General features: G+C 65.6%; 23 protein-coding genes. 22 read left to right on the forward strand and 1 reads right to left on the reverse strand.

The genetic code is table 11. The features are described 5' to 3' along the window. Positions 1–56: 56 nt before the first annotated feature. From rpsF to ACE3OO_RS01410, 9 genes are all read left to right on the forward strand, one after another. Positions 57–560, forward strand: coding sequence for a 30S ribosomal protein S6 (rpsF, locus tag ACE3OO_RS01370; protein ID WP_374298959.1), 504 nt, complete (start codon positions 57–59; stop codon positions 558–560). Beyond that, positions 560–838 carry a 30S ribosomal protein S18 gene (rpsR, locus tag ACE3OO_RS01375; protein ID WP_374298961.1) on the forward strand — a complete coding sequence of 93 codons (279 nt, stop codon included), beginning with the start codon at positions 560–562 and terminating at the stop codon, positions 836–838. The genes rpsF and rpsR overlap by 1 nt, the downstream gene beginning before the upstream one ends. A gap of 45 nt (positions 839–883) precedes the next feature. Next, a complete protein-coding gene (locus tag ACE3OO_RS01380; protein WP_374298963.1) occupies positions 884–1855 on the forward strand; it encodes a DUF2232 domain-containing protein in 972 nt (323 codons plus the stop codon). Then, on the forward strand, positions 1855–2403 hold the full coding sequence (gene rplI / locus ACE3OO_RS01385) for a 50S ribosomal protein L9 (protein ID WP_374298965.1): 549 nt from the start codon (positions 1855–1857) through the stop codon (positions 2401–2403). The genes ACE3OO_RS01380 and rplI overlap by 1 nt, the downstream gene beginning before the upstream one ends. Before the next feature lie 302 nt (positions 2404–2705). Then, positions 2706–4220, forward strand: coding sequence for a replicative DNA helicase (locus tag ACE3OO_RS01390; protein WP_374298967.1), 1515 nt, complete (start codon positions 2706–2708; stop codon positions 4218–4220). Between the two features lie 151 nt (positions 4221–4371). Further along, complete coding sequence (locus tag ACE3OO_RS01395) at positions 4372–6477, forward strand: methyl-accepting chemotaxis protein (protein WP_374298969.1); 2106 nt, start codon at positions 4372–4374, stop codon at positions 6475–6477. 2 nt (positions 6478–6479) lie between these two features. Continuing rightward, entirely contained in the window at positions 6480–6950 is a 471-nt protein-coding gene (locus ACE3OO_RS01400) for a chemotaxis protein CheW (RefSeq protein ID WP_374298971.1), read from the forward strand. Positions 6951–7114: 164 nt separating this feature from the next. Then, a complete protein-coding gene (locus ACE3OO_RS01405; RefSeq protein ID WP_374298973.1) occupies positions 7115–7648 on the forward strand; it encodes a Spy/CpxP family protein refolding chaperone in 534 nt (177 codons plus the stop codon). A gap of 84 nt (positions 7649–7732) precedes the next feature. Further along, positions 7733–8539 (forward strand): ZIP family metal transporter, encoded by an 807-nt coding sequence (locus ACE3OO_RS01410; protein WP_374298975.1) that lies wholly within the window; start codon positions 7733–7735, stop codon positions 8537–8539. On the opposite strand, the gene ACE3OO_RS01415 is transcribed toward ACE3OO_RS01410, so the two are convergent. Continuing rightward, the gene (locus ACE3OO_RS01415; protein WP_374298977.1) at positions 8536–9450 is read right to left on the reverse strand and encodes a DMT family transporter; all 915 of its coding nucleotides are present in this window, start codon (positions 9448–9450) and stop codon (positions 8536–8538) included. The two genes, ACE3OO_RS01410 and ACE3OO_RS01415, sit on opposite strands and share 4 nt — an antisense overlap. 195 nt (positions 9451–9645) lie before the next feature. Here ACE3OO_RS01415 and alr point away from each other — a divergent pair, with 195 nt between their 5' ends. The 13 genes from alr to hemN all read left to right on the forward strand — a co-directional run bounded on the left by alr (position 9646) and on the right by hemN (position 23138). After that, positions 9646–10776, forward strand: coding sequence for an alanine racemase (gene alr, locus ACE3OO_RS01420; protein WP_374298979.1), 1131 nt, complete (start codon positions 9646–9648; stop codon positions 10774–10776). After that, positions 10773–11549: an MlaE family ABC transporter permease gene (locus ACE3OO_RS01425; protein WP_374298981.1), complete on the forward strand. Its 777-nt coding sequence runs from the start codon at positions 10773–10775 to the stop codon at positions 11547–11549. The genes alr and ACE3OO_RS01425 overlap by 4 nt, the downstream gene beginning before the upstream one ends. Then, entirely contained in the window at positions 11546–12322 is a 777-nt protein-coding gene (locus ACE3OO_RS01430) for an ABC transporter ATP-binding protein (RefSeq protein WP_374298983.1), read from the forward strand. The genes ACE3OO_RS01425 and ACE3OO_RS01430 overlap by 4 nt, the downstream gene beginning before the upstream one ends. Then, positions 12322–13779 carry a DNA repair protein RadA gene (gene radA, locus ACE3OO_RS01435; protein ID WP_374298985.1) on the forward strand — a complete coding sequence of 486 codons (1458 nt, stop codon included), beginning with the start codon at positions 12322–12324 and terminating at the stop codon, positions 13777–13779. Before ACE3OO_RS01430 ends, radA begins: the two co-directional genes overlap by 1 nt. After that, entirely contained in the window at positions 13779–14459 is a 681-nt protein-coding gene (locus ACE3OO_RS01440) for a CvpA family protein (RefSeq protein ID WP_374298987.1), read from the forward strand. The genes radA and ACE3OO_RS01440 overlap by 1 nt, the downstream gene beginning before the upstream one ends. Positions 14460–14514: 55 nt before the next feature. Further along, positions 14515–15972, forward strand: coding sequence for an amidophosphoribosyltransferase (purF, locus tag ACE3OO_RS01445; RefSeq protein WP_374298989.1), 1458 nt, complete (start codon positions 14515–14517; stop codon positions 15970–15972). 61 nt (positions 15973–16033) lie between these two features. Beyond that, positions 16034–17164, forward strand: coding sequence for an alcohol dehydrogenase catalytic domain-containing protein (locus ACE3OO_RS01450; RefSeq protein WP_374298991.1), 1131 nt, complete (start codon positions 16034–16036; stop codon positions 17162–17164). A 92-nt stretch (positions 17165–17256) separates the two neighbouring features. Beyond that, positions 17257–17979, forward strand: coding sequence for an SDR family NAD(P)-dependent oxidoreductase (locus ACE3OO_RS01455; protein ID WP_374298993.1), 723 nt, complete (start codon positions 17257–17259; stop codon positions 17977–17979). A 3-nt stretch (positions 17980–17982) separates the two neighbouring features. Then, positions 17983–18735 carry a hypothetical protein gene (locus tag ACE3OO_RS01460; RefSeq protein ID WP_374298995.1) on the forward strand — a complete coding sequence of 251 codons (753 nt, stop codon included), beginning with the start codon at positions 17983–17985 and terminating at the stop codon, positions 18733–18735. 144 nt (positions 18736–18879) lie between these two features. Continuing rightward, on the forward strand, positions 18880–19779 hold the full coding sequence (locus ACE3OO_RS01465) for a DMT family transporter (RefSeq protein WP_374304644.1): 900 nt from the start codon (positions 18880–18882) through the stop codon (positions 19777–19779). A gap of 98 nt (positions 19780–19877) precedes the next feature. Next, positions 19878–20195: a cytochrome c gene (locus ACE3OO_RS01470; RefSeq protein ID WP_374298997.1), complete on the forward strand. Its 318-nt coding sequence runs from the start codon at positions 19878–19880 to the stop codon at positions 20193–20195. Positions 20196–20212: 17 nt separating this feature from the next. Beyond that, complete coding sequence (locus ACE3OO_RS01475) at positions 20213–21490, forward strand: FCSD flavin-binding domain-containing protein (protein WP_374298999.1); 1278 nt, start codon at positions 20213–20215, stop codon at positions 21488–21490. 256 nt (positions 21491–21746) lie between these two features. Beyond that, positions 21747–23138 (forward strand): oxygen-independent coproporphyrinogen III oxidase, encoded by a 1392-nt coding sequence (hemN, locus tag ACE3OO_RS01480; RefSeq protein WP_374299001.1) that lies wholly within the window; start codon positions 21747–21749, stop codon positions 23136–23138. Positions 23139–23225: the final 87 nt, after the last annotated feature.

Consider the following 23225-nt stretch of genomic DNA (forward strand, 5'->3'; position numbering starts at 1 on the left):
CCGTCGTCGCATGGTGCGCCGCCGCCGGGCCGCTAAAGCCAGAAGGAGAGCTGCCGATGGCGTTCTACGAGAACGTATTCATCGCGCGCCAGGACATCTCGACCGCTCAGGTCGAGGCGCTGGTCGCGCAATTCAGCGAAATCATCAAGGGCCAGGGCGGCGAGGTCACCAAGACCGAGCAGTGGGGCCTGCGCAACCTCGCCTACCGCATCAAGAAGAACAAGAAGGGGCACTATGTGCTCATGAACATCCAGGCCTCGGGCAACGCCGTTGCCGAGCTGGAGCGCAACATGCGCATTCATGAAGACATCCTGCGCTACCTGACCATCCGCGTCGAGAAGCTGGAAGAAGGCCAGTCGGCCATGCTGCTCAACAAGGATCGCGGCGAGCGCGGCGACCGTCCGGAGCGTGGCTTCGGCGATCGCGGCTTCGGCGGCGGCCGTGGCGGCTTCGGCGGTGACCGTGGCGACCGCGGTGATCGTGGCGACCGCGGTGATCGCGGCGAGCGTCGTCCGCGTTTCGAACGTGAAGAATCCTCTGCTGCCCCGGAGAGCGCATAATGTCGAGCACTGGTACCAAGCCCGCCGCTGGCAGCCGTGGCGGCGCCGGTGGCGCCCGCCGTCCCTTCTTCCGCCGTCGCAAGACCTGCCCGTTCTCGGGCGCGAACGCGCCGAAGATCGACTACAAGGACGTGAAGCTGCTGTCGCGCTTCATTTCCGAGCGCGGCAAGATCGTGCCGTCGCGCATCACCGCAGTGTCTGCCAAGAAGCAGCGCGAACTGGCCCAGGCCATCAAGCGCGCCCGCAACCTGGCCCTGCTGCCGTTCGTCATCAAGTGAGCCACCTCCGGCTTCCGCAAGGAAGCCGGTGACGGACCCGCAGCCATGATGCGCAGCCTGATACTCGGTAGCCTCGCCGGTGGAGCGAGCGCGGTGCTGGTGCTGACCGCCGCAAGCGGTCCGCTCGGCATCATGCTCGGCTATCTGGCACCGCTGCCGCTGTTTCTGGCCGGCCTGACCCACGGCCTTCCCGCCGTGGTGATTGCCGGCGGCGTCGGCACGCTGATCAGCGCGCTGAACGGGCTGCTGTCGGGCGGCATCTACCTCGTCACCTTCGCGGCCCCGGCCGCGCTGGTGGTGCGGCAGGCGTTGCTGGCGCGTCCGGCCACGGAAGCTTCGGCCAATGCCGAGGTGCATGGCGACCTGGAATGGTATCCGGCGGGCCAGCTTGTGGTCTGGCTGGTTGGCTGGGCACTGGGCCTGTTTGGCCTGGCGCTGCTGCTGACGGCGGATCACGAGGGCGGCATGCCCGGCATGCTGCAGCCACTGCTGGAACAGTTCCTGGCCGCGATGCCGCAGAATGGCACGGCCCAGCAGGGCGGCGACATGGCGGCAATGGCGAAGAACCTGGCCACGATGATGCCGGCGGTGTTCGGCTTCAGCTGGCTGGTGATGATGACGATCAACGGCACCCTGGCGCAGGGCCTGGCACGGATGCTCAAGCAGAACCGTCGCCCGACCCCGCGTTACCGGCTGCTGGTTCTGCCGCGTCTGCTGGCCTTCGCGCTGGCGGCGGCGATCGTCGCCGGTCTCGTCCTGCCGGGCGATGCCGGTTTCATCGGCGCCACGGTGGCGGCGATCCTGGCCTTCCCCTTCTTCCTGCAGGGGTTGGCGGTGGTGCATGGCGTGGCGGCGAAAGCCGCTGTGCCGGGTCTGATTTTGGCCGCCTTTTATGCGGCCCTGGTAGTGGCTGGCGCACTGGTCGGCGTACTGGTGGTCATCCTGGGTTTCATCGAAGAATGGGCGGGTTTCCGCCGGCGTTTCGCCGGGGCCGGAGCCAGCCGGGAGAACGACTAATGGAAGTGATTCTGCTCGAACGCGTCGAGAAGCTCGGCCAGATGGGCGAAGTGGTGAAGGTGAAGGACGGCTATGCCCGTAACTTCCTGCTGCCGCGCAAGAAGGCGCTGCGGGCCACCGAGGCCAACAAGAAGGTCTTCGAGACGCAACGCGCCCAGCTTGAGGCGCAGAACCTGGCCAAGAAGGGCGAGGCCGAAAAGGTCGCCGCCAAGATGGTCGGCCTCAGCGTGGCCCTGCTGCGCCAGGCCGGCGACAGCGGCCAGCTCTATGGCTCGGTCAGCGCCCGCGACATCGCGGAAGCTGTCACCGCGGCCGGCTTCACGCTGAACCGCAACCAGGTGGCCCTCACCGACCCGATCAAGGCGGTGGGCGTTTACACCGTGAAGGTGGCCCTGCATCCGGAAGTCAGCCTCGAGGTGAAGGTGAATGTCGCCCGCTCCGAGGCCGAGGCCGAGAAGCAGGTGGCGGCCGAGAGCCTGCTGGACGAAGGCGTCACGCTGGAAGGCGAAGAAGCCGAGGAAGCCGAGGGCGAGGCCGAACAGGCCTGATCCCCTCTCCTGCTCTGCGTTACAGATCGGGCTGGCAGAAATGCCGGCCCGATTCGTTTTTGAAACGCGCTTTATACATATGAACGATGCCTGTGGATTTCTTCTGCTAACATACTGACTTATCGAATTGACTTATCCCCAGACAGATTTAGGGGGATAATGTGGCGTCAATGAAAATCAGGACTGGAAGTGCGGGGCCGCATCGCCGTTAATGCCGCCCCGCTGCGTGGCTTCGCAACAGAACCGTCATCGCGCAGTCACGAACAGAATGGCAGTACACTGAAGTTGGGAAGAAGTCCGCAATGGCTGTGGTGACCACGTTTTCCGCCCCGACCGCCAATGACCAGGCCACCCAGGGGGGCAATGGGGGCGGCCTGACCGCCGGCGAGCCGACCTTCCGCATCCAGCCCCACAACCTGGATGCCGAGCAGGAATTGCTGGGCGCGATCCTGGTCAACAACGACGCCGCCATGAAGGTGTCGGGTTTCCTGCAGCCCGAGCATTTCTTCCACGAAGCGCATCGCCGCATCTACCAGGCCGCGCTGTCGCTGATCGAGCGCGGAGAAATCGCCAATCCGGTGACGCTGAAAACCTATTTCGAGCGCGACGAGGTGATCGCCAAGGCCGGCGGCACCACCTATCTCGCCCGCCTCGCCGCCGCCGCCACCACCGTCATCAACGCCGAAGACTATGCCAAGGTGATCCACGACCTGGCCTTGCGCCGCGAGCTGATCGGCATCGGCGAGGAAATGGTCAACCTCGCTTACGACCCCAAGATCAACGAGCCGGCGACCGACCAGATCGAGCAGGCCGAGCAGCGGCTGTTCAAGCTGGCCGACGAGGGCAGTTCGGAAGGCGGCTTCGTCTCGTTCAAGGATTCGATCACCAAATCCATCGAAATGGTGCAGGCGGCCTACCAGCGCGGCGGCCTCTCGGGCGTCACCACCGGCCTGAAGGACATGGACGCCAAGCTGGGCGGTCTGCATCCCTCCGACTTGATCATCCTGGCCGGCCGCCCCTCGATGGGCAAGACGGCGCTGGTGACCAATATCGGCTTCAACGCGGCGAAGGCCTATTTCGAAAGCGGCGGCAAGGAAGGCGCGCCGGTGGCCTTCTTCAGCCTGGAAATGTCGTCGGAGCAGCTCGCCACCCGTATCCTGTCGGAACAGACCCGCATCCAGTCGGAACGCCTGCGCCGCGGCGACATCACCGACGAGGAATTCACCCGCCAGATCGTGCCGGTGTCGAAAACCCTGTCGCAGATTCCCTTCTTCATCGACGATACCGGCGCGATCTCCATCGCCCTGCTGCGCAGCCGCGCCCGCCGGCTGAAGCGCACGCACAATATCGGCCTGATCATCGTTGACTACCTGCAGCTGGTGCGCGGCGCCAATTCGCGCAAAAACGACAACCGCGTGCAGGAAATCTCGGAAGTGACCCAGGCGCTGAAGGCGCTGGCGAAAGACCTGAACGTACCGGTGATCGCGCTGTCCCAGCTCAGCCGCGCGGTCGAAAGCCGCGACGACAAGCGGCCGCAGCTGTCGGATCTGCGCGAATCCGGCTCGATCGAGCAGGATGCCGACGTGGTGATGTTCGTGTTCCGTGAGGAATATTACGAGGCCCGCAAGGAGCCGACGATGGACACGCCCGACCACGCCGCCTGGCAGGAGAAGATGGCGCGCATCGCCAACCTGGCCGAGGCCATCATCGGCAAGCAGCGCCACGGCCCGATCGGCAAGGTGGTGCTGCAGTTCGAGAGCGAGTTCACCCGCTTCAGCGACTACATCGCCCCGGACCACCTGCCCGAAGCCTATTAAGGCATTGGCCCCGTTATTTTCCGGTAACCCTGGAATTACAGACGAATAACCTTACCGGATATAAACTCCCCCTGATCGCGCCTCCCGCGTAAGAGACGGATAACGCAGGCAAATAGTCCGCGTCATCCGAATTTGCAGCGGGAGAGCTGTCATGTCTGTCTTCAACAATCTCAAGATCGGCGTACGTGTTGCCATCGTGCTGCTGATCGCCGCCATCGGTCTGGGCACCGTGGGCTGGCTTGGCGTCAACGGGATGCGCACCTACGAGACCAAGGTCGACGAGATGACCATGGCCGCGCGGCGCGCGCTCTATGCGCAGAAGATGAACGCCTATGTGCTGGCCGTGGTGATGGAATCGCGCGGCATCTACATGTCGAAGGACGCCGAAGCCGCCAAGCCGTTTGCCAAAAACCTGCTGGTCAATCTGGCCGAGATGGAAAAGCTGATCCCGCTGTATGAGAAAACCCAGACAGCAGACCGGATGCAGGCATTCCAGGAACGCAAGCAGACTCTTAACGATTTCATCAAGTTCCGCCGCGAAACCGCCCGGCTCGGCACGGAAGTCGGGCCGGCCGCAGCGAACGAACAAGGCAATAACGAAACCAATCGCGCCAACCGCAAGGCCGTCAACGACGCATTGGTTGAGGCCAGCGATCGCAATGACAAGGAACTGGATGCGCTGAACAGCGAGCTTGATGATTTCGCCCATACGCAGATTCCCCTGATCATCGGCATCACACTTGCCGTGATTGCCGCCTCGATCGGCCTGGGGTTCGCCATCTCGTTCCTCACCATCACCCGCCCGATCGCCAAGCTGGCCGGCGGCATGCGCATCCTGGCCGATGGCGACACCAAGGTCGAAGTCTTCGGCGCCGGCCGCAAGGACGAGATCGGCCAGATGGCCGGCACCGTGCAGGTGTTCAAGGACAACATGATCGCCCGCGAGAAGGCCGAAGCCGACATCGCCGAGCAGCGCCGCGTAGCCGAAGAGCAGCGCGCCGCCCGCGAGGCCCGCGAGCGCAAGGCCATCGAGGAAATCTCCGACCTCTGCGACAAGACGGCGGCCGGCAATCTCGATACCCGCCTCAACGAGGCCGACAAGGAGGGCTTCCTGCTCACCATCAGCCAGCGGCTGAACGGTCTGACCGGCATGCTGCAGCAGATGACCGGCGAACTGGCCGGCGTGACCGCCAGCATGGCCCAGGGCGACCTGACCCATGAGGTGAAGGGCAGCTACCATGGCGTGTTCGGCACGCTGAAGGACAGCGTGAACGGCATGGCGGACAAGCTGCGCGATTTCGCCGGCCGCCTGAACGAAAGCGCCGAGCTGGTGAAAAGCGCCTCGGCCGAAATCTCGACCGGCAGCCAGGACCTGGCCCAGCGCACCGAAAGCCAGGCGGCTTCGATCGAAGAAACCGCCGCGTCGATGCATGAGATCACCACGACCGTGAAGCAGAATGCCGACAACGCCCAGGCCGCCAGCCAGATGGCGGCCATGGCCCGCGACGCCGCCAACAAGGGCGGCCAGGTGATGGGCGACGTGGTGAATGCCATGGGCCGGATCGAAGGTTCGGCCGGCAAGATCGCCGACATCGTCGGCCTGATCGAGGAGATCGCCTTCCAGACCAACCTGCTGGCCCTGAACGCCTCGGTCGAGGCGGCCCGTGCCGGCGAGGCCGGCAAGGGTTTCGCCGTGGTGGCGCAGGAGGTGCGCTCGCTCGCCCAGCGCGCCGCCGATGCCTCGCGCGACATCAAGGCGCTGATCACCGAGTCGAACGGCCAGGTCCGCGAAGGCGGCAAGCTGGTCGGCCAGGCCGGCGAGACGCTGACCGAGATCGTCGGCGCGGTAAAGAAGGTGACCGACATCGTCGCCGAAATCGCCGCCGCGTCGCGCGAACAGGCCACCGGCCTGGAGCAGATCAACACCGCCGTCGGCCAGATGGACGAGATGACCCAGCGCAACGGCGCCCTGGTGGAGGAAACCTCCGCTTCGGCCCAGGCTCTGTCGGAACAGGCGGCCGAACTGGCCAAGCTGGTCGGCTTCTTCAGAACCACCGGCGGCTCCACAGCCGCACCGGCACTGAGTGCCGCCCGGCCGGCCGCGAAGGTGGTGCAACTGCCCAAGCCCGCCAGCGCGAAGCCCGTGGTCGCCGCCAAGACAACCACGCAGGCCAAACCTGCGGCCAAGCCGGCGCCCAAGCCGGCCGCGGCACCCGCCGCACAGCAAGCCAATGACGAAGACTGGCAGGAGTTCTGATCATGGATACCTATGACGCCCTTCTCATCAACGTGACCGACCAGACCTATGCGCTGCCGCTGCTGCAGATCCAGGAAATCCGCGGCTGGTCGCCGGTCTCGCCGCTGCCCAACACCGACCCGAGCTGCCTCGGCGTGATCAACCTGCGCGGCCAGGTGCTGCCGGTCTTCGATGCCCGCCGCATCCTGGGCAAGCCGGCACCGGAAGCCCGGCCGCAGGATGTGATCGTGGTGGCGGTGCTGAACGACAAGCCGCTCGGCCTTCTGGTCGACAGCGTGTCTGACATCGTGAGCATCGACTCCGGCACGATCAGCCGCGCCGATGAAGGCGAGGCCTGGTCGTCAGGCCTGGTGGAGGGCATCGCCACGGTTGGCGAAAAGCTGGTGCCGCTGCTGGCCCTGCAGAAACTGGCCGGCAACCGCCTGTCGGATCAAAGCATGGCGGCGCTGGAAGACATGTCGGCGGCCGCGTAATTCCGCCAAATCCTGCGGCGGGGGACAGGCACCGCAGGAATCCGGTTTGCGTTGCGTGTTTATGGGTGACGACGGTGTTCAGTTTCCTCCCGCGCCGTCTCCGCTCCGGTTCCGAATACACCCGGGAACCGGAGCGGCACCCGCCCGCAACCCAGGAGTACGCCATGTCCGTCCGCAACCTTCTCATCGCCGCCAGCGTGATCGCCACCGGTTTCGCCGGCGGTCTTGCCCTCGCCCAACCCAATCCGCAGCCCGGCCCGATGGGTCCCGGCCCGCATGGTCCGCACATGCAGATGCAGGCCGACCAGGCTGGCCCGGCCCGCTTCATCGAAGGCCGCATCGCCTTCCTGCGCACCGAACTGAAACTCACCGCCGCCCAGCAGCCGCTGTTCGACAAGCTGGCCGACGAAATGCGGACCAGCGCCACGGCCATGCAGACACGCTATGAGGCGCATCGCCAGCAGGTCAGTGCGCAGGCCCAGGCGCCGCTGTCGGCCGTCGAGCGGCTGGAACAGCGCCAGACCATGATGAAGGAGATGGTGGCGGCGCAGGACCGTTATCTCGCTGCGCTGAAGCCGCTCTACCAGTCGCTGTCGGATGAGCAGAAGAAAACCGCCGACACCCTGCTGGCCCGCGGCATGGGCGGCCCAGGCATGGGTCATGGCATGATGGGCAAACACGGCTTCCGCCACCACTGAGCGGCAGCAGCATCCCAATACCGGGGCGGGGCCTGAACAGACCCCGCCTTTTCCATGACTGGCAGGCCATGCTACATCTGCGGCATGGACCTCAGCGCCGCCACGGCTTCCCTCTCCCCCTTCCTGCTTGGCGTTCTGGCCAGCGTCATCGCCGGCTTTCTGGCCACCACGTTGGGCGCCGTGCCGGTGTTTTTCCTGCGCACCATCCGCGACAGCACGCAAAACCTGATGCTGGCTTTTGCCGCCGGCGTGATGCTGGCGGCCACCTTCTTCTCGCTGCTGCTGCCCGCGCTGGATCAGGCCGAAGCCGGACTGGGCAGCCGCAGCCACGCCGCTTTCGCCGTGATCGCGGCGTTGCTGACCGGCGCCGTGATCATGCATCTGGCGCATCGCTACGCGCCGCATGAGCATTTCGGCGAGAAAGGCCGCGAAGGCATCGATGCCGGCCGGCTGGCCCGCGTCTGGCTGTTCGTCATCGCCATCGCGCTGCACAACTTCCCCGAAGGCCTCGCGGTCGGCATCGGTGCGGCCAGCGGCGATCTGGGCAGTGGTCTGGGCGTCACGCTGGGCATCGGCTTGCAGAACCTGCCGGAAGGCCTGGCCGTGGCGGTGGCCCTGCGCGGCCAGGGCTATGACCGCAGCCATGCCTTCCTGATCGCCACGCTGACCGGCGCGCTGGAACCGCTGGGCGGTATCGTCGGCGCCGGTGCGCTGGCCATTTCGGCCGGCCTGCTGCCCTGGGCACTGGCTTTCGCCGCCGGCGCCATGCTGTTCATCATCTCGTCGGAGGTGATTCCGGAGACGCACCGCCACGGCGTGGAGCGTGGCGCCACCATCGCCCTGTTCGGCGGTTTCGTGGTTATGCTGTATCTCGATGTGGCCTTAGGCTAAGCGCCCCGCTTCCATTCCGCCAGCAGGATGCCGCCCAGCACCAGCACCAAAGCGGCGACGTGGTAGAGCGCAAGCTGTTCGTTCAGGATCAGCATGGCAAAGCCGGTGCTGAACAGCGGCATGAGGTTGGTGAACAGGCCGGCGCGGCCGGCGCCGATCAGTTCGACGGCACGGATGAAAAAGATCTGCGACAGCAGCGAGGGGAAAATCGCCACATACAGCAGCACCAGCCAGCCCTTCCATGTTGGGACATAAAACTCCCCGGCCATGATCTCGACGCCCAGCAGGATGATCGACGAGATCGCCGCCGCCGGCGCCATGGCGGCGAAGAAGACCAGCCCGGGCACCAGCGGCCGGTTGCGCAGCAGCACGGAATAGCCGGCATAGAGCACGGTGGCGATCAGGATCAGGATGTCGCCGCGATTGATGGTGAGCGTCAGGAGGGTGGTGAAATCGCCCTTCGCCGCCGTCACCACCACACCCACCATCGATACGGCCATGCCGATCCATTGCAGCAGGCGCACGCGCTGGCCGAACATCATGAACGCGCCGATGAAGATCATCGCCGGCATGGCGGCGTTGATGATGCCGATATTGATGGCGGTGGTGGTATGCGCCGACCAGTAGAGCAGCGTGTTGTAGCCGGTATAGCCCAGCGTGCCCATGGCGCCGAGATACCACAGCCGCGGCTTCAGCGTGGGCCAGTGTTCGCGCAGGCCACGGCCACTGATGGCAAACATGATGCTGGCGACCACCAGCCAGCGCAGGCAGGTGAGCGAGGCCGGCGAGATTTCGCCAACGGCCAGACGACTGACCACCGAATGGCCGCCCCACATGGCAGTGGTGAGCACCAGCAGCAGGTAGGGGCTGGAATAGATGCCCTGCATGACGGGCTGGATCGACTGGAACACGGACCGGAACTCCCCAAGGGCGATACGAACGCCGAGCGATAAACAAGGCAAAGCGGACGCAAACCGACTCTGATCGCCCTCTTCCGTGGCCCGTCCCCCTTGGCCGTACTCTGGCCCAGCCCGTCGGGCCGGACAAGATCACAGAGCAGGCATTTAGCCCTGTCTCTTTCGGCGGGTCTGCGCTAAACACCGGCCATGACCGATTTCGGCGACCAGGCGATTCTCACCATCGATCTTGATGCGCTGGTCGCCAACTGGCGCCGGCTGGGCGGCATGGCGCCAAAAGCCGAGTGCGGCGCCGTGGTGAAGGCCGATGCCTATGGCCTGGGTGCGGCGAAAGTCGGCCCCGCGCTGTTCGCCGCCGGTTGCCGCCGTTTCTTCGTGGCCCATTCCACCGAGGCGCTGGCCCTGCGCGCGGCGGTCCCTGACGGCACGATTCATATCCTGCACGGCCCGGCAGCCGGCGCCGAAGCCGAACTAGCCGCCGCCAATCTGAGCCCCGTGCTCTCCACGCCGGGGCAGATCGCCGCCTGGAGCGCCGAGGCCCGCCGCCTGGGCCGCAGACTGCCGGCCGCGATTCATATCGACACCGGCATGAACCGGCTGGGCCTGAGCGAAACCGAAGCCAATATCCTGGCCCAGGATCCCAGTACGCTGGACGGGCTGGAGATCGGCTTCGTCATGACGCACCTGGCCTGTTCGGACGAACCCGATCATCCGCTGAACCAGGCCCAGCGCGAACGTTTCGCCACCTGGCGCCGGCGCTTCCCCGCCCTGAAGGGCAGCCTGGCCAATTCGGCCGGCATCTTCCTGGGCGCGGAATTCCATCACGACATCCTGCGGCCGGGCATCGCGCTGTATGGCAGCAACCCGCTCGACCCCGCCGCCGGCCCCCGCCGCGCGGCCAGCCGGATGACGGAAGTGGTTCATCTGCAAGGCAGAATCCTGCAGGTCCGTTCCGTTGACAGGGGCGACACCGTTGGCTACGGTGCCGGCTATATCGTTGAAAAACCGAGCCGAATCGCCACCGTGGCAGTCGGCTATGCCGATGGGTTCTCTCGTGCGCTGTCCGGCCGGGGCAGCGCCGTCATCAAGGGTCGCCAGGGCCATGTCAGGGTGCCTATCGCGGGGCGGGTTTCCATGGATCTGATCACGCTGGATGTCTCCGCGCTGGACGCGGATGACTGCGCACCGGGCATGAGCGTCAGCCTGCTGGGCGGCGGCATCGACATCGACGAGCAGGCCGCCGCCGCCGGCACCATCGGCTATGAGCTGCTGACCCAACTGGGCAAGCGCTACCGCCGCGTCTATAAGAGCGCCGCATGAACCCGCTTGCCGTCATCGGTCGCGTTTTCCTGAATTTCCTGGCCGCCATCGGCCGGGTCAGCGTCTTCACCTTCCATGGCGTGCGCCATGTGTTTGCGCCGCCCGTCTATCTGCGCCTGACCGGCAAGCAGATGATGGTGATCGGTTATTTCTCGCTGCCCGTTGTCGGCCTCACCGCCCTGTTCACCGGCATGGTGCTGGCGCTGCAGATCTATCTCGGCTCGTCGCGCTTCAATGCCGAAAATGCCGTGGCCTGGATCGTGGTGCTGGGCATCACGCGCGAGCTGGGCCCGGTGCTGGGCGGCCTGATGGTGGCCGGCCGCGTCGCCTCGGCCATGGCCGCCGAAATCGGCACCATGCGCGTGACCGAGCAGATCGATGCCCTGACCACGCTTTCGACCAATCCGTTCAAATACCTGGTGGCACCGCGCATCATCGCCGGCGTGGTGACCCTGCCGATCCTGATCCTGGTGGCCGACATCATCGGTGTGATGGGCGGTTATCTGGTCGGCACCCACAAGCTCGGCTTCAATGCCGGCACCTACCTGAAGAACACTTTCGACTTCCTCGAAACCCTCGATGTGGTATCGGGCCTGGTGAAGGCGGCGGTGTTCGGCTTCATCATCGCCCTGATGGGCTGCTACCACGGCTTCAATTCCAAGGGCGGGGCCCAGGGCGTGGGCCGCGCCACTACCGATGCGGTGGTGTCGGCCTCGATCCTGATCCTGATCGCCAACTACTTCGTCACCGAACTCTTCTTCTCGGGCAAATGAGCAGCGACGCCAAAATAGCCCTGAAGGGCGTTCACAAGCAGTTCGGCAAGAAGGTGGTGCTGGATGGCATCGACCTGGAAGTGCCGCGCGGCAAGTCGCTGGTGGTGATCGGCGGATCGGGCACCGGCAAGTCGGTGATGCTGAAATGCGTGCTGGGCCTGATCAAGCCCGAACGCGGCGAAATCCTGATCGATGGTCAGGATGCGATGAAATTCAGCGCCAGCGAACGCGAAGAGGCGCTGCGCAAGTTCGGCATGCTGTTCCAGGGCTCGGCGCTGTTCGACAGCCTGAAGGTCTGGGAAAATGTCGCCTTCGGCCTGATCCAGGGCCGCCGCATGGACCGCGACCAGGCCAAGCAGATCGCGCTCGACAAACTGGGCCAGGTGGGCCTGGGCCCGGAAGTGGGCGAACTCTCGCCGGCCGAACTCTCTGGCGGCATGCAGAAGCGCGTGGCGCTGGCCCGCGCCATCGCCGCCGAACCCGAGATCATCTTCTTCGACGAACCGACCACCGGCCTCGACCCGATCATGGCCGACGTGATCAACAACCTGATCAAGTCCTGCGTGCAGAAGCTGGGCGCCACCACGCTGAGCATCACCCACGACATGGCCAGCGCCCGCAAGATCGCCGACTACATTGCGATGATCTACAAGGGCCGCATCATCTGGCACGGCACCGCCGCCGAGGTCGACCATTCCGGCAATGAGTATGTCGACCAGTTCATCCATGGTCGGGCGGAAGGCCCGATCAAGATGGAAGTGCTGAAACCCTGATGGCGAAAGTCACGGAGTCCTTCGTCTGCCAGAGCTGCGGCGCCGTCTACCGCAAATGGCAGGGCCGCTGTGATTCCTGTGGCGGGTGGAACACCATCCTGGAGGAAGCCCCCAAGGTCGCGGTGCCCAAGGGGCTTTCCGCCGGCAAGGGCAAGGCGATCGGCTTCGCGAGCCTGAGCGGCCAACCCGACAAGGTGGTGCGCACCGTCACCGGCATCAATGAACTCGACCGCGTGCTGGGCGGCGGACTGGTGCCCGGCTCGGCCATCCTGATCGGCGGCGATCCGGGCATCGGCAAATCCACCATCCTGCTGCAGGCCGTGGCGCAACTGGCGCGACGCGGCGCCACGGCGCTCTATGTCTCGGGTGAGGAAGCCGTGGCGCAGATCGGCCTGCGGGCACAGCGTTTGGGGCTGGCCGATGCACCGGTGATGCTGGCCGCCGCCAATTCCCTGCGTGACATCCTGGCCGGCATCGACACGGCCATGACACAAGGCAAAGGCGCGCCTGCCGTCATCGTGATCGACTCCATCCAGACCATCTTCGCCGACAATATCGAAAGCGCGCCCGGCACGGTGAACCAGGTTCGCGCCTGCGCCCATGAACTGATCCGCGTGGCCAAGCAGTCGAATGCCGCCGTGTTCCTGGTGGGCCACGTGACCAAGGACGGCCAGATCGCCGGCCCGCGCGTGGTCGAACACATGGTCGACACCGTGCTGTATTTCGAGGGCGAACGCGGCCACCAGTTCCGCATCCTGCGCGCGGTGAAAAACCGCTTCGGCGCTACCGACGAAATCGGCGTGTTCAGCATGACCGATGGCGGCCTGTCGGAAGTGCCGAATCCCTCTGCCCTGTTCCTCGGCCGCTCGGAAGCCGGCAAGGGCGAACCGGTGGCGGGTTCCGCCATCTTCGCGGGTATGGAAGGCACCCGGCCGTTATTGGTGGAAATCCAGGCTTTGGTCGCGCCCTCGCCGCTGGCGACTCCGCGCCGCACCGTGGTGGGCTGGGACACAGGCCGGCTGGCGATGGTTCTGGCCGTGCTGGATGCCAGATGCGGCTTGCGTTATTCGGGCTGCGACGTCTATCTCAACGTCGCCGGCGGCCTCAGAGTCGTCGAGCCGGCCGCAGACCTCGCCGTGGCCGCCGCCCTGCTCTCGGCCCTGGCCGACAGTCCGGCGCCGGAGCGCACGGTCTTCTTCGGCGAGATCAGCCTGGCCGGCGAGGTGCGCCCGGTGAGCCAGGCAGAATCGCGGCTGAAAGAGGCTGCCAAGCTGGGCTTCGAGCATGCGGTGATGCCGGCAGGCGCGAAGAATAAGGTGAAGGGTATCGGGACGAGCGAGCTGATGCGGCTGAACGAACTGGTCGAACTGTTTCCCGCCGCCCGGGCTGCCGCCAAACGGGCCGCGGCCGGACGCGACCAGCGCAGCGGCTGGACCGCACAGGAGGAAGACGCCTGATGTCGTCCCTGCCGGTCAATATCGTCGATCTGATCGTCATCGTCGTTTTGCTGCTGTCGGCCCTGCTGGCGCTGTTCCGCGGCCTTGTGAAGGAAGTGCTGTCGGTGGCCGGCTGGGTGGCGGCGCTGGCGGCCACCTACTTCTTCTTTCCCTTCGCGCGCGATATCGCGCGCGTCTATATCAGCAACCTGTATCTCTACACGGCAGCAGCAGGCGCTGCCCTGTTCCTGCCCACCCTGATCCTGTGTTCCCTGCTGACCCACTGGATTTCCGAGCGGGTGCGCGCCTCGTTCATCTCGGCGGTGGACCGCAGCCTGGGTTTCCTGTTCGGCCTGGCCCGCGGCGCCCTGATCGTGGTGGTGGCCTGGTGGGTCACCGATCGCCTGGTTCCGGTGCCGACCCAGCCGGCCTGGCTGCTGGAGGCCCGCACCCGGCCGCTGGCCGTGATGGGCTATACCTGGGCGGCCGAGATGGTGATGCGACAACTCGACCCAGGCCGGGCGCCGGAAAAACAGGTACAACCCGGCCCGACATCGACCTTGACCCCGACCCCGGTGCCGACGCACCAGACCCAGGGTGTCCAAAACCAGTCCGGCAGCGCTGACTCGCGCAGCCAAACCGGCTATAAGACCGAGGAACGCCAGGGCATCGAGAGCCTTATCCGGCAGGACAAGCCTTGAAGCCGCCGCGAGCCTGCCCCATGTCTACCGCTCGCGGGCGACGGAGCCGCTGACCATGCAGACCAATCCCTTCGACGACGACAAGCTGCGTGAGGAATGCGGCATCTTCGGTATTTTCGGCCATCCCGACTCGGCCGCCAATACCGTGCTTGGCCTGCATGCCCTGCAGCATCGTGGCCAGGAGGCGGCCGGCATCGTCGCCTTCCACGAGGGCCGCTTCAACAGCCACCGGGCGCTGGGCCATGTGGCTCCCAACTTCTCGTCGGAAAAAGTGATCCGCGACCTCCAGGGCAACAGCGCCATCGGCCATGTGCGCTATTCCACCTCGGGCGCGACGCTCCTGCGCAACGTGCAGCCGATCTATGCCGACCTGGAACTGGGCGGTATCGCGCTGGCCCATAACGGCAACCTGACCAACGCGCGCATGATCCGCGACGACCTGGTGGCCAAGGGCAGCATCTTCCAGTCCACCATGGATACGGAAGTGATCACCCATCTGGTGGCACTCAGCCGGAAAGCCAATGTGGTCGACCGTATCGTCGACGCGCTGAAGCAGATCGAGGGCGCCTATGCCCTGGTGGCGCTGACGCCGAAGAAGCTGATCGGGGTGCGCGATCCCTGGGGCGTGCGGCCGCTGGTGCTGGGCAACCTGAAAGGCGTGGCGATCCTGGCTTCCGAGACCTGCGCGCTCGATATCCTGGGCGCGGACTTCGTGCGCGACATCGAACCGGGCGAACTGGTGGTGATCGACGCCGAGGGCATCCATTCGCACCGCCCCTTCCCGCCGGTGCAACGCCGCTTCTGCATCTTCGAATACATCTATTTCGCCCGTCCGGACTCGCAGGTGGAAGGCCTGAGCGTCTATGAGGCGCGCAAACAGATCGGCGCCCAGCTCGCCCGCGAAAACCCGATCGAGGCCGATGTGGTGATCCCGGTGCCGGATTCCGGCGTGCCGGCGGCCATCGGTTATGCCGCCGAGAGCGGCATCCCCTTCGAACTGGGCATCATCCGCAATCATTATGTCGGCCGCACCTTCATCGAACCGACCGACCAGATCCGCCATCTGGGCGTGAAGCTGAAACACAACGCCAACCGCGCCTATATCGAGGGCAAGCGGGTGATCCTGGTGGACGATTCCATCGTGCGCGGCACTACCTCGACCAAGATCGTCGAGATGGTGCGCGAGGCCGGCGCCAAGGAAGTGCACATGCGCATCGCCTCGCCGCCGACGACGCATAGCTGCTTCTACGGCGTGGATACGCCGGAACGTTCCAAGCTGCTGGCGGCGACGCACAGCGTCGAGGAAATGACCAAGTTCATCAAGGCCGACAGCCTCGCCTTCCTGTCGATGGACGGGCTCTATCGCGCCATGGGCCGCCCGGCCCGTGATGCCGCCAAGCCGGCTTTCTGCGATGCCTGCTTCTCCGGCGATTATCCGATCGGCCTGGCCGACGAGGCGGATCGCAACACCCGCGGGCCGCGCCAGCTCACCCTGCTGGCTGAAACCGGCTAGGCCACGCGACTGCTGGGCTAAGGGCGGCGCCAGACCGCCCGGCCATTCCGGGGGAAGGTGCATGTCCATTCACTTCAAAGCCGCTGTGCTGCGCGAGGCCGGTCTGCCCGCGCCCTATGCGCAGTCGCGGCCGCTGCGGATCGAGGATGTCTCCATTGCGGACTCACGCGAGGGCGAAGTGCTGGTGCGCATCGCCGCCGCCAGCCTTTGTCGCTCCGATCTTTCGGTGGTGAACGGCCGGCGCGCCTGGCCGATGCCCATCGTGCCCGGCCACGAGGCCAGCGGCATCGTGGAAGAAACCGGGCCGGGCGTGCGGCGGGTGAAGCGCGGCGATGCCGTGGTGCTGGTGTTCCAGCCGCAATGCGGCGCCTGCCCGGATTGCGTGGCGGGCGATGCCCATCTGTGCGGGCCGGGCCTGCAGGCCAATCGCGCCGGCGGCCTGCTGGGCGGCGGCACGCGGCTGCGCCTGGGCGGTCAGGCCGTGCATCATCACATGGGTCTGTCTGCCTTTGCCGAATATGCGGTGGTGTCCGAAGCCTCGGTGGTGCCGGCGGCCGAAGGCATTCCACTGGATATCGCCGCCCTGTTCGGCTGCGCGGTGATGTGCGGCGCCGGCACGGTGCTGAACACCGCCAATGTGCGCCCGGGCGACAGCGTGACCATCGTTGGCCTGGGCGGCGTGGGCTCCAGCGCGTTGCTGGGCGCCAGGCTGGCGGGCGCGGCACGCATCATCGCGGTCGATACCGATCCCGCGCGACTGGACTCCGCCCGCCGGCTCGGCGCCACCGATGTCGTGCTGGACGAGAACGGCAGCGGCGCTGCCCAGGTGCTGGATCTGAGTCGCGGCGGCACCGATCACGCCTTCGAGACGGCCGGCACCCTGGGCGCCTTCCAGACTGCCTATCAATCCGTGCGGCGCGGCGGCCAGGTGGTGACGGTGGGGCTGGTCGATCCGAAAACGCCCTTCAGCCTCGATATTGCCGGCCTGGTGACCGGCGCCAAGACGGTGAAGGGCAGCTATATCGGCAGCTGCAACCCGCAGCGCGACATCCCGAAATACATGGACCTGTTCCGGCGCGGCCTGCTGCCGGTGGACCGCCTGATCAGCCACCGCCTGCCGCTGGCCGAGGTCAACACGGCGCTGGACCGCATGGCCGGCAACACGGCCCTGCGGCAAATCATCCAGCCCTGAGGCGGGCCCGGCGCTTCTCCGGGCGCGCCATTTGGGCTATTTAGCCCCCTCGATGCCAGCCGGTGCGCCGGCCCAACCACACGGGAGTATCCATGCGCCTGAAGGACCGCATCGCGCTGATCACCGGCGCCAGCCGCGGCATCGGTGCCGCCATCGCCAAACGCTATGCCGCCGAGGGCGCGCATGTGATCTGCGTGGCCCGCACCACCGGTGCGCTGGAGGAACTGGACGACGAGATCAAGGCACAGGGCGGCAGCGCAACGCTGGTGCCGCTGGATCTGGAAAAGACCGAACTGATCGACGGCCTGGCCGCGCCGCTGTATGAGCGTTTCGGCCGCATCGACATCCTGGTGGGCAATGCCGGCATCTTCGGCCGCATGACGCCGCTGCACCAGTTCCCGCCCGACCTGTGGGAGAAGGTGTTCAAGGTCAATGTGCATGCCAACCAGCGCCTGATCCGCGCCGTGCATCCGCTGCTGAATGCCTCGCCGGCCGGCCGCGCGATCTTCGTCACCTCAACCGTGGCGCGGGAAATCCGCGCTTACTGGGGTGCCTACGCCGCCTCGAAAGCCGCGCTGGAAGCCATGGTGCTGGGCTATGCCAAGGAATGCGCGCAGAGCAACATCCGCGTGAACCTGGTCAATCCCGGCGGCACGCGCACCAACATGCGCGCCGAAGCCTTCCCCGGTGAGGATCCGAAGACCCTGCCGGCGGCCGAGGACATCATGGAAGTGTTCGTCGCGCTGGCCGAGGCAAGCTGCATGCGCAACGGCGAATGCATTTCCGCTCGCGAATTCTGCGGGATCGGCAAGTAAGCGATGCATGGCAGCGCCATCGCCGGCCTGCTTGCCGCACGCGGCGGTGGACCGCTTTTCACGCCGGATTACCCGCTTGAGAGCCTGAACGATGTGTGGGCCATCCAGTCGGGCGCGATGGCCGCACTCGGTCCGGTCGGCGGCTGGAAGGTCGGCCGCTGGGATGCGGGCCAGCCGCTGATCCATGCGCCGATCCGGGCCGCCACGATCAAGCCTTCTCCCGCCCTGCTGTCGCCGGCAGACAGCCGCCTGCGCGGCCTGGAACTGGAAGTGGGTTTCCGCATCGATGCCGCCCTGCCGGCCGCCGACGATCCCGATTTTCTGCACAAGCTGGCTGCCTGCGTCACCCCCATGCCCGTCTTCGAAGTGGTCGATAGCCGGCTGGCCGATCCGCAGAATGCCTCGCCATTGTGGCGGCTGGCCGATTTCCAGCTCAATGCCGGGCTGATCTACGGCGCGCCGCTAGCTGCCGGTTGGAATCCCAGCGACTTCGATCATCCGCATGTGCATCTGACCGCCGATGGCACGGATGTCTGCAACGGCCCCGCGACACTGAATACCGGTACGCCATTCAGCATGCTGGCCGACCTGGTGCGCCAATTGAGCACCCCGGGCGGCGATCATTGCGGCGGCGTGCAGCCGGGCCAGATCGTCACCACCGGTTCCTTCACCGGCCTGCGCTTCTTCGCCAAGGGCACCAAGCTCACCGGCCGCATTGCCGGCCTGGCTCCGATCAGCGCGACATTTGCGGCATAAGAAGGTAAGACGCGCTTATAGGATAGCGTCATGGCCGGGCTTGACCCGGCCATCCACGTCCATTCATCTAGAAAACACACGTGGATGCCCGGGCCAAGAAGGTTTCCTGGGCCCGGGCATGACAAGGCTGGTGTTGGTATCGTGATGTCCCCGCCCCGCTCTCCTCTCGCCGGCATGGCGCTGGTCGCGTTCGGCGCCATCGGCTTCGGCCTGATGCCGTTGTTTGCCCGCATCGCTTATGCCGAAGGTCTGCCGCCGCTGTCGCTCTTGAGCTGGCGCTTCGGCATTGCCACGCTCTGCCTGTTGCCTTTCCTGGGCAGCATGATTGCGGCAAAGCGCGAGATGCTGGTCGCGACGCTGAGCGGCGCCGGCTATATGGGCATCAACCTGTTTTACTTCCTGGCGCTGGAGCGGCTGACCGTCGGTTTGACGGTGCTGATCCTGTTCACCTATCCGCTCTTCACCATCCTGATCGGGTGGCTCGGCTTCAAAGAGAGGCTCACCTGGCAGAATGCCCTGGCCGCCCTGCTGGTTCTGGCAGCCGCCATCCTGATTCTCTCGCCCGCCGGCTTTGGCGATGGCACGCTGGACTGGGTCGGCATCGGCATGGCCTTCGTACCGCCGGCCGCCTATGCCCTGTTCGTGCATGTCGCCGCCAAGCGACTGAGCCGCATGGCCATCCCGGTTCGTCTGGGCGGCGTATTCCTCGGCGGTCTGATCGCGATGCTGGTGCTGGGCATGATTATGGATGGCGGCATCCGCAATCCGGCTTCCATGGCCGGCTGGGGCGCCGTGGTGGCGCTCGCGCTTCTGAGCACCGTCGTGGCGCTGGGCCTGCTGCTGATCGGCGCACCGGCCGCAGGTGCCGAACGCACGGCCATTGCCGGAGCCAGCGAGCTGGTGACCGCCCTGATGGTGGGTGCAATCGCTTTTGGCGAACGTATGGATATCCGCATGATCGGTGGCACGATACTGATCCTGGTGGCGATCCTCCTTGCCGCCCAAAGTCCTGCGGCGACGCACAACCAGCCGCATGCGAATTAAAACACATAAAAACTGTTTATTAGAATTATCAACAAACCAAATTGCTAAAACCTGCAGCTGCGCCTATCCTGCCCTCACGGATTTGCAGGGAGGGAAACATGCACCGTTTTGTCTCGCCATGGCTGCTGGCTGCCGCCATCGGGCTGGCCGGCGTGGGGCCGGCTGTTGCCCAGCAGCGCAATAACGGCATCAGCGACATCACGCTGGCCGCGCAGACCTGCAATGTCTGCCATGGCAGCGCCTCATACATCTCGCCCACCATGCCGGCGATCCACGGCCACGATGCCAATGCGCTGTATACCGCGCTGGTCGAGTTCAAGACCGACAAACGCCCCTACACCATCATGGGCCGCATCGCCCGTGGCTATTCCGACGAGCAGCTCAAGGCGCTCGCCGATTACCTGGCCAAGAACTGAAGCGGGGAGACACCATCATGACCAACTTTTCTCGCCGCCATCTGCTGGCCACCGGCGCCGCAGCAGCGACTGCCTTTGGCCTGCCCTCCATCGTCCGCGCGCAGAGCGCCGGCCGCGTCGTCGTGATCGGCGGCGGTTTCGGTGGGGCCACGGCCGCGCGTTACATCAAGCTGTTCTCGCCCAACACGGAAGTGACGCTGATCGAACGCGATCCCAGTTATGTCACCTGCCCCTTCTCGAACTATGTGCTGGGCGGCATCAAGCAGATCGACGACATCACCCACCGCCGCGACCCGCTGCAGCAGCGTTATGGCGTGAAGATCGTGCGCGGCGAAGCCACTGCCGTCGACACCAACGCCAAGCGCGTGCGCCTGAAGGATGGCGCGCAGATCAACTACGACCGCCTGGTGGTGGCGCCCGGTATCGAGCTGAATTATGCCGGCGTGCCGGGCTGGAGCGAGCAGGCCGCCAATAGCGTGATGCCGCATGCCTGGAAAGCCGGCCCGCAGACCCTGCTGCTGCGCAAGCAGCTCGAAAGCATGGCCGATGGCGGCACGGTGATTATCGCCCCGCCGGCCAATCCGTTCCGCTGCCCGCCCGGCCCTTACGAGCGCGTCAGCATGATCGCCTGGTACCTGAAGACCCATAAGCCGAAATCCAAGATCCTGATCCTGGATGCCAAGGATGCCTTCTCGAAACAGGGCCTGTTCGTCTCGGGCTGGGAAAGCCAGTATCCGGGCACGATCACCTGGATCGCCGGCAAGGATGGCGGCAAGGTCGAAAGCGTCGACCCCAAGGACATGACGGTGACGGCCGGCTTCGGCAAGGAGAAAGGCGCAGTGATCAACATCATCCCGCCGCAGACCGCCGGCAGGATCGCCATCGATGCCGGCCTGGCGGAAGCCAATGGCTGGTGCGCCGTCGACCCGGCCAACTTCGCATCCAAGAAGGCGCGCGATGTGTATGTGCTGGGCGATGCCTCGATTGCCGGCGCGATGCCGAAATCGGGCACCGCCGCCAACAGCCAGGCCAAGGTGGTGGCGGCCAATGTGGTTTCCAGCCTGCGCGGCACCACGCCGCCGGCCGCAGTGTTCCACAATACCTGCTACAGCCTGGTGACGCCGGACTACGGCATCTCGGTCACCGGCACTTACCGCCCCGGCCCGCAGGGCGTGGCGGAAGTACCGAATTCCGGCGGCGTCTCGCCCATGCAGGCCAACGCGGCCCAGCGCAAGGCGGAAGCCGACCATACCGCCGGCTGGTATGCAGGCATCATTGCCGACACCTTTGGATGAGAGCCTGGCGGCTGATCTGCCCAGACAGCAAAAAACCCCCGGAGCACGAGGCTCCGGGGGCTCAGTTGGGGAACACGAGGGTCATCCCTCGACGCTGACCCGGCATTTATCCCATGACGGAGCATCTCAAGGCTGTGACCACGGTCACAGGCCATAGAGCGCCGCAAAACTGTCATTCATCAAATATTTAGCCCTGTAACCGCTCCGGTTGCGCTAGGTCAAAGCGGGCCGGCCGGCACCATGCTTCAGTGGCGCCATGACCGACTCCGCCACTCCCCTGTCCACGCCGCTGCTGGCCGCGCTTGCCGCCCAGATCGGACCGGTGCCGCGCTATACCTCCTACCCTACCGCACCGCATTTCCAGACAGTGGATAACGACCGCGCCTGGCGCGGCTGGCTGGGCGAATTGCCCGATGACAGCGCCTTCAATCTCTATGTGCATGTGCCCTTCTGCCGGCAGATGTGCTGGTATTGCGGCTGCCATACGCAGGTGGTGAAGAACGACGACACGCTGGAGCGTTTCCTGCAGCTGCTGCTGCGCGAGATCGAATTGACCCTGCCGTATCTGCCTTCGCGGCCGCGCCTGACCGGCCTGCATTTCGGCGGCGGCACGCCCAGCATCCTGGGTGGCGACGGACTGCAGCGCGTGGCCGAGAAGCTGTATCATCATTTCACACCCGAACCCGGCGCCGAGATCGCCATTGAGCTGGATCCGCGCCGCTTCGATGCCAGCCTGATCCCCGGCCTGAAGGCACTGGGCATCAACCGCACCAGCCTGGGCGTGCAGAGCCTGGACGAAAGCGTGCAGGCGGCAATCAACCGGCGCCAACCGCTCGACATGGTGGCGCGCACCGTGGGCATGCTGCGCGAGGCCGGCATCACCTCGCTGAATCTCGACCTGATCTACGGCCTGCCGCGTCAGACCGTGGAGAACGTGGTCAGCACCGTGCAGCAGAGCATGATGCTGAACCCTGACCGCGTGGCTTTGTTCGGCTATGCCCATGTGCCGTGGATGAAGGCGCACCAGGCCCGCATCGACACGGCCAGCCTGCCCGATACCGCGGCCCGCTTCGCGCAGGAAGCCGCCGCCGCGCAAACCCTGGTGGAGAACGGCTTCTGCCGCGTCGGGCTCGATCATTTCGCCCGCCCCGACGACAGGCTGGCCCAGCATGCCGTGAATGGCGAGCTGCATCGCAACTTCCAGGGCTATACCACGGCGGTCGGCGAAGTGCTGCTCGGTTTCGGCCCCTCGGCGATCAGCACTTTGCCGCAGGGCTACGCGCAGAATATCCCATCGGTCGCATCGTGGCGGCAGGCCGTGCATAACGGCGACCTGCCGGTGGCACGCATGCGCGGACTGAGCCAGGAAGACATCCTGCGCCGCGCAGTGATCGAAGAGTTGATGTGCCATCTGAAAGTCGATCTGGCCGAGATGGCGGTCCGGTATGGCACGGCACCGGGCATTTTCGATGCCGACCTGCCACGACTGGCCCTGCTGGAGCGCCATGGCGTGGTGCAGCGCGATGGTTACCGCGTGGTGATCGAGGAAGCCGGCCGTCCCCTGGTGCGTCAGGTCTGCGCCAGCTTCGACAGCTATTTGCTGAAACAGACAGCGGGTTCCGTTCAGCCGCGTCACGCCGCCGCCTGATTGCGGCGGCGTATCGTGGTGACGGCGGCCACACCGGGCAGTCTTGTTTTTTGGCCGTCGCCCCCTTTCTGTATGGGGCGGATAATT

It is taken from the genome of Ferrovibrio sp., from assembly GCF_041906005.1.
Lineage (GTDB): Bacteria > Pseudomonadota > Alphaproteobacteria > Ferrovibrionales > Ferrovibrionaceae > Ferrovibrio.

Excerpts from the sequence above, each read along its gene's own strand:
- radA (WP_374298985.1), top strand. The coding sequence starts at position 12,322 with ATGGCGAAAGTCACGGAGTCCTTCGTCTGCCAGAGCTGCGGCGCCGTC.
- ACE3OO_RS01465 (WP_374304644.1), top strand. The coding sequence starts at position 18,880 with ATGTCCCCGCCCCGCTCTCCTCTCGCCGGCATGGCGCTGGTCGCGTTC.
- ACE3OO_RS01440 (WP_374298987.1), top strand. The coding sequence starts at position 13,779 with ATGTCGTCCCTGCCGGTCAATATCGTCGATCTGATCGTCATCGTCGTT.
- ACE3OO_RS01405 (WP_374298973.1), top strand. The coding sequence starts at position 7,115 with ATGTCCGTCCGCAACCTTCTCATCGCCGCCAGCGTGATCGCCACCGGT.
- ACE3OO_RS01410 (WP_374298975.1), top strand. The coding sequence starts at position 7,733 with ATGGACCTCAGCGCCGCCACGGCTTCCCTCTCCCCCTTCCTGCTTGGC.
- ACE3OO_RS01430 (WP_374298983.1), top strand. The coding sequence starts at position 11,546 with ATGAGCAGCGACGCCAAAATAGCCCTGAAGGGCGTTCACAAGCAGTTC.
- ACE3OO_RS01460 (WP_374298995.1), top strand. The coding sequence starts at position 17,983 with ATGCATGGCAGCGCCATCGCCGGCCTGCTTGCCGCACGCGGCGGTGGA.
- hemN (WP_374299001.1), top strand. The coding sequence starts at position 21,747 with ATGACCGACTCCGCCACTCCCCTGTCCACGCCGCTGCTGGCCGCGCTT.
- purF (WP_374298989.1), top strand. The coding sequence starts at position 14,515 with ATGCAGACCAATCCCTTCGACGACGACAAGCTGCGTGAGGAATGCGGC.
- ACE3OO_RS01395 (WP_374298969.1), top strand. The coding sequence starts at position 4,372 with ATGTCTGTCTTCAACAATCTCAAGATCGGCGTACGTGTTGCCATCGTG.
- ACE3OO_RS01390 (WP_374298967.1), top strand. The coding sequence starts at position 2,706 with ATGGCTGTGGTGACCACGTTTTCCGCCCCGACCGCCAATGACCAGGCC.
- ACE3OO_RS01475 (WP_374298999.1), top strand. The coding sequence starts at position 20,213 with ATGACCAACTTTTCTCGCCGCCATCTGCTGGCCACCGGCGCCGCAGCA.
- rpsR (WP_374298961.1), top strand. The coding sequence starts at position 560 with ATGTCGAGCACTGGTACCAAGCCCGCCGCTGGCAGCCGTGGCGGCGCC.
- ACE3OO_RS01425 (WP_374298981.1), top strand. The coding sequence starts at position 10,773 with ATGAACCCGCTTGCCGTCATCGGTCGCGTTTTCCTGAATTTCCTGGCC.
- ACE3OO_RS01450 (WP_374298991.1), top strand. The coding sequence starts at position 16,034 with ATGTCCATTCACTTCAAAGCCGCTGTGCTGCGCGAGGCCGGTCTGCCC.
- ACE3OO_RS01400 (WP_374298971.1), top strand. The coding sequence starts at position 6,480 with ATGGATACCTATGACGCCCTTCTCATCAACGTGACCGACCAGACCTAT.
- rplI (WP_374298965.1), top strand. The coding sequence starts at position 1,855 with ATGGAAGTGATTCTGCTCGAACGCGTCGAGAAGCTCGGCCAGATGGGC.
- alr (WP_374298979.1), top strand. The coding sequence starts at position 9,646 with ATGACCGATTTCGGCGACCAGGCGATTCTCACCATCGATCTTGATGCG.
- ACE3OO_RS01380 (WP_374298963.1), top strand. The coding sequence starts at position 884 with ATGATGCGCAGCCTGATACTCGGTAGCCTCGCCGGTGGAGCGAGCGCG.
- ACE3OO_RS01455 (WP_374298993.1), top strand. The coding sequence starts at position 17,257 with ATGCGCCTGAAGGACCGCATCGCGCTGATCACCGGCGCCAGCCGCGGC.
- rpsF (WP_374298959.1), top strand. The coding sequence starts at position 57 with ATGGCGTTCTACGAGAACGTATTCATCGCGCGCCAGGACATCTCGACC.
- ACE3OO_RS01470 (WP_374298997.1), top strand. The coding sequence starts at position 19,878 with ATGCACCGTTTTGTCTCGCCATGGCTGCTGGCTGCCGCCATCGGGCTG.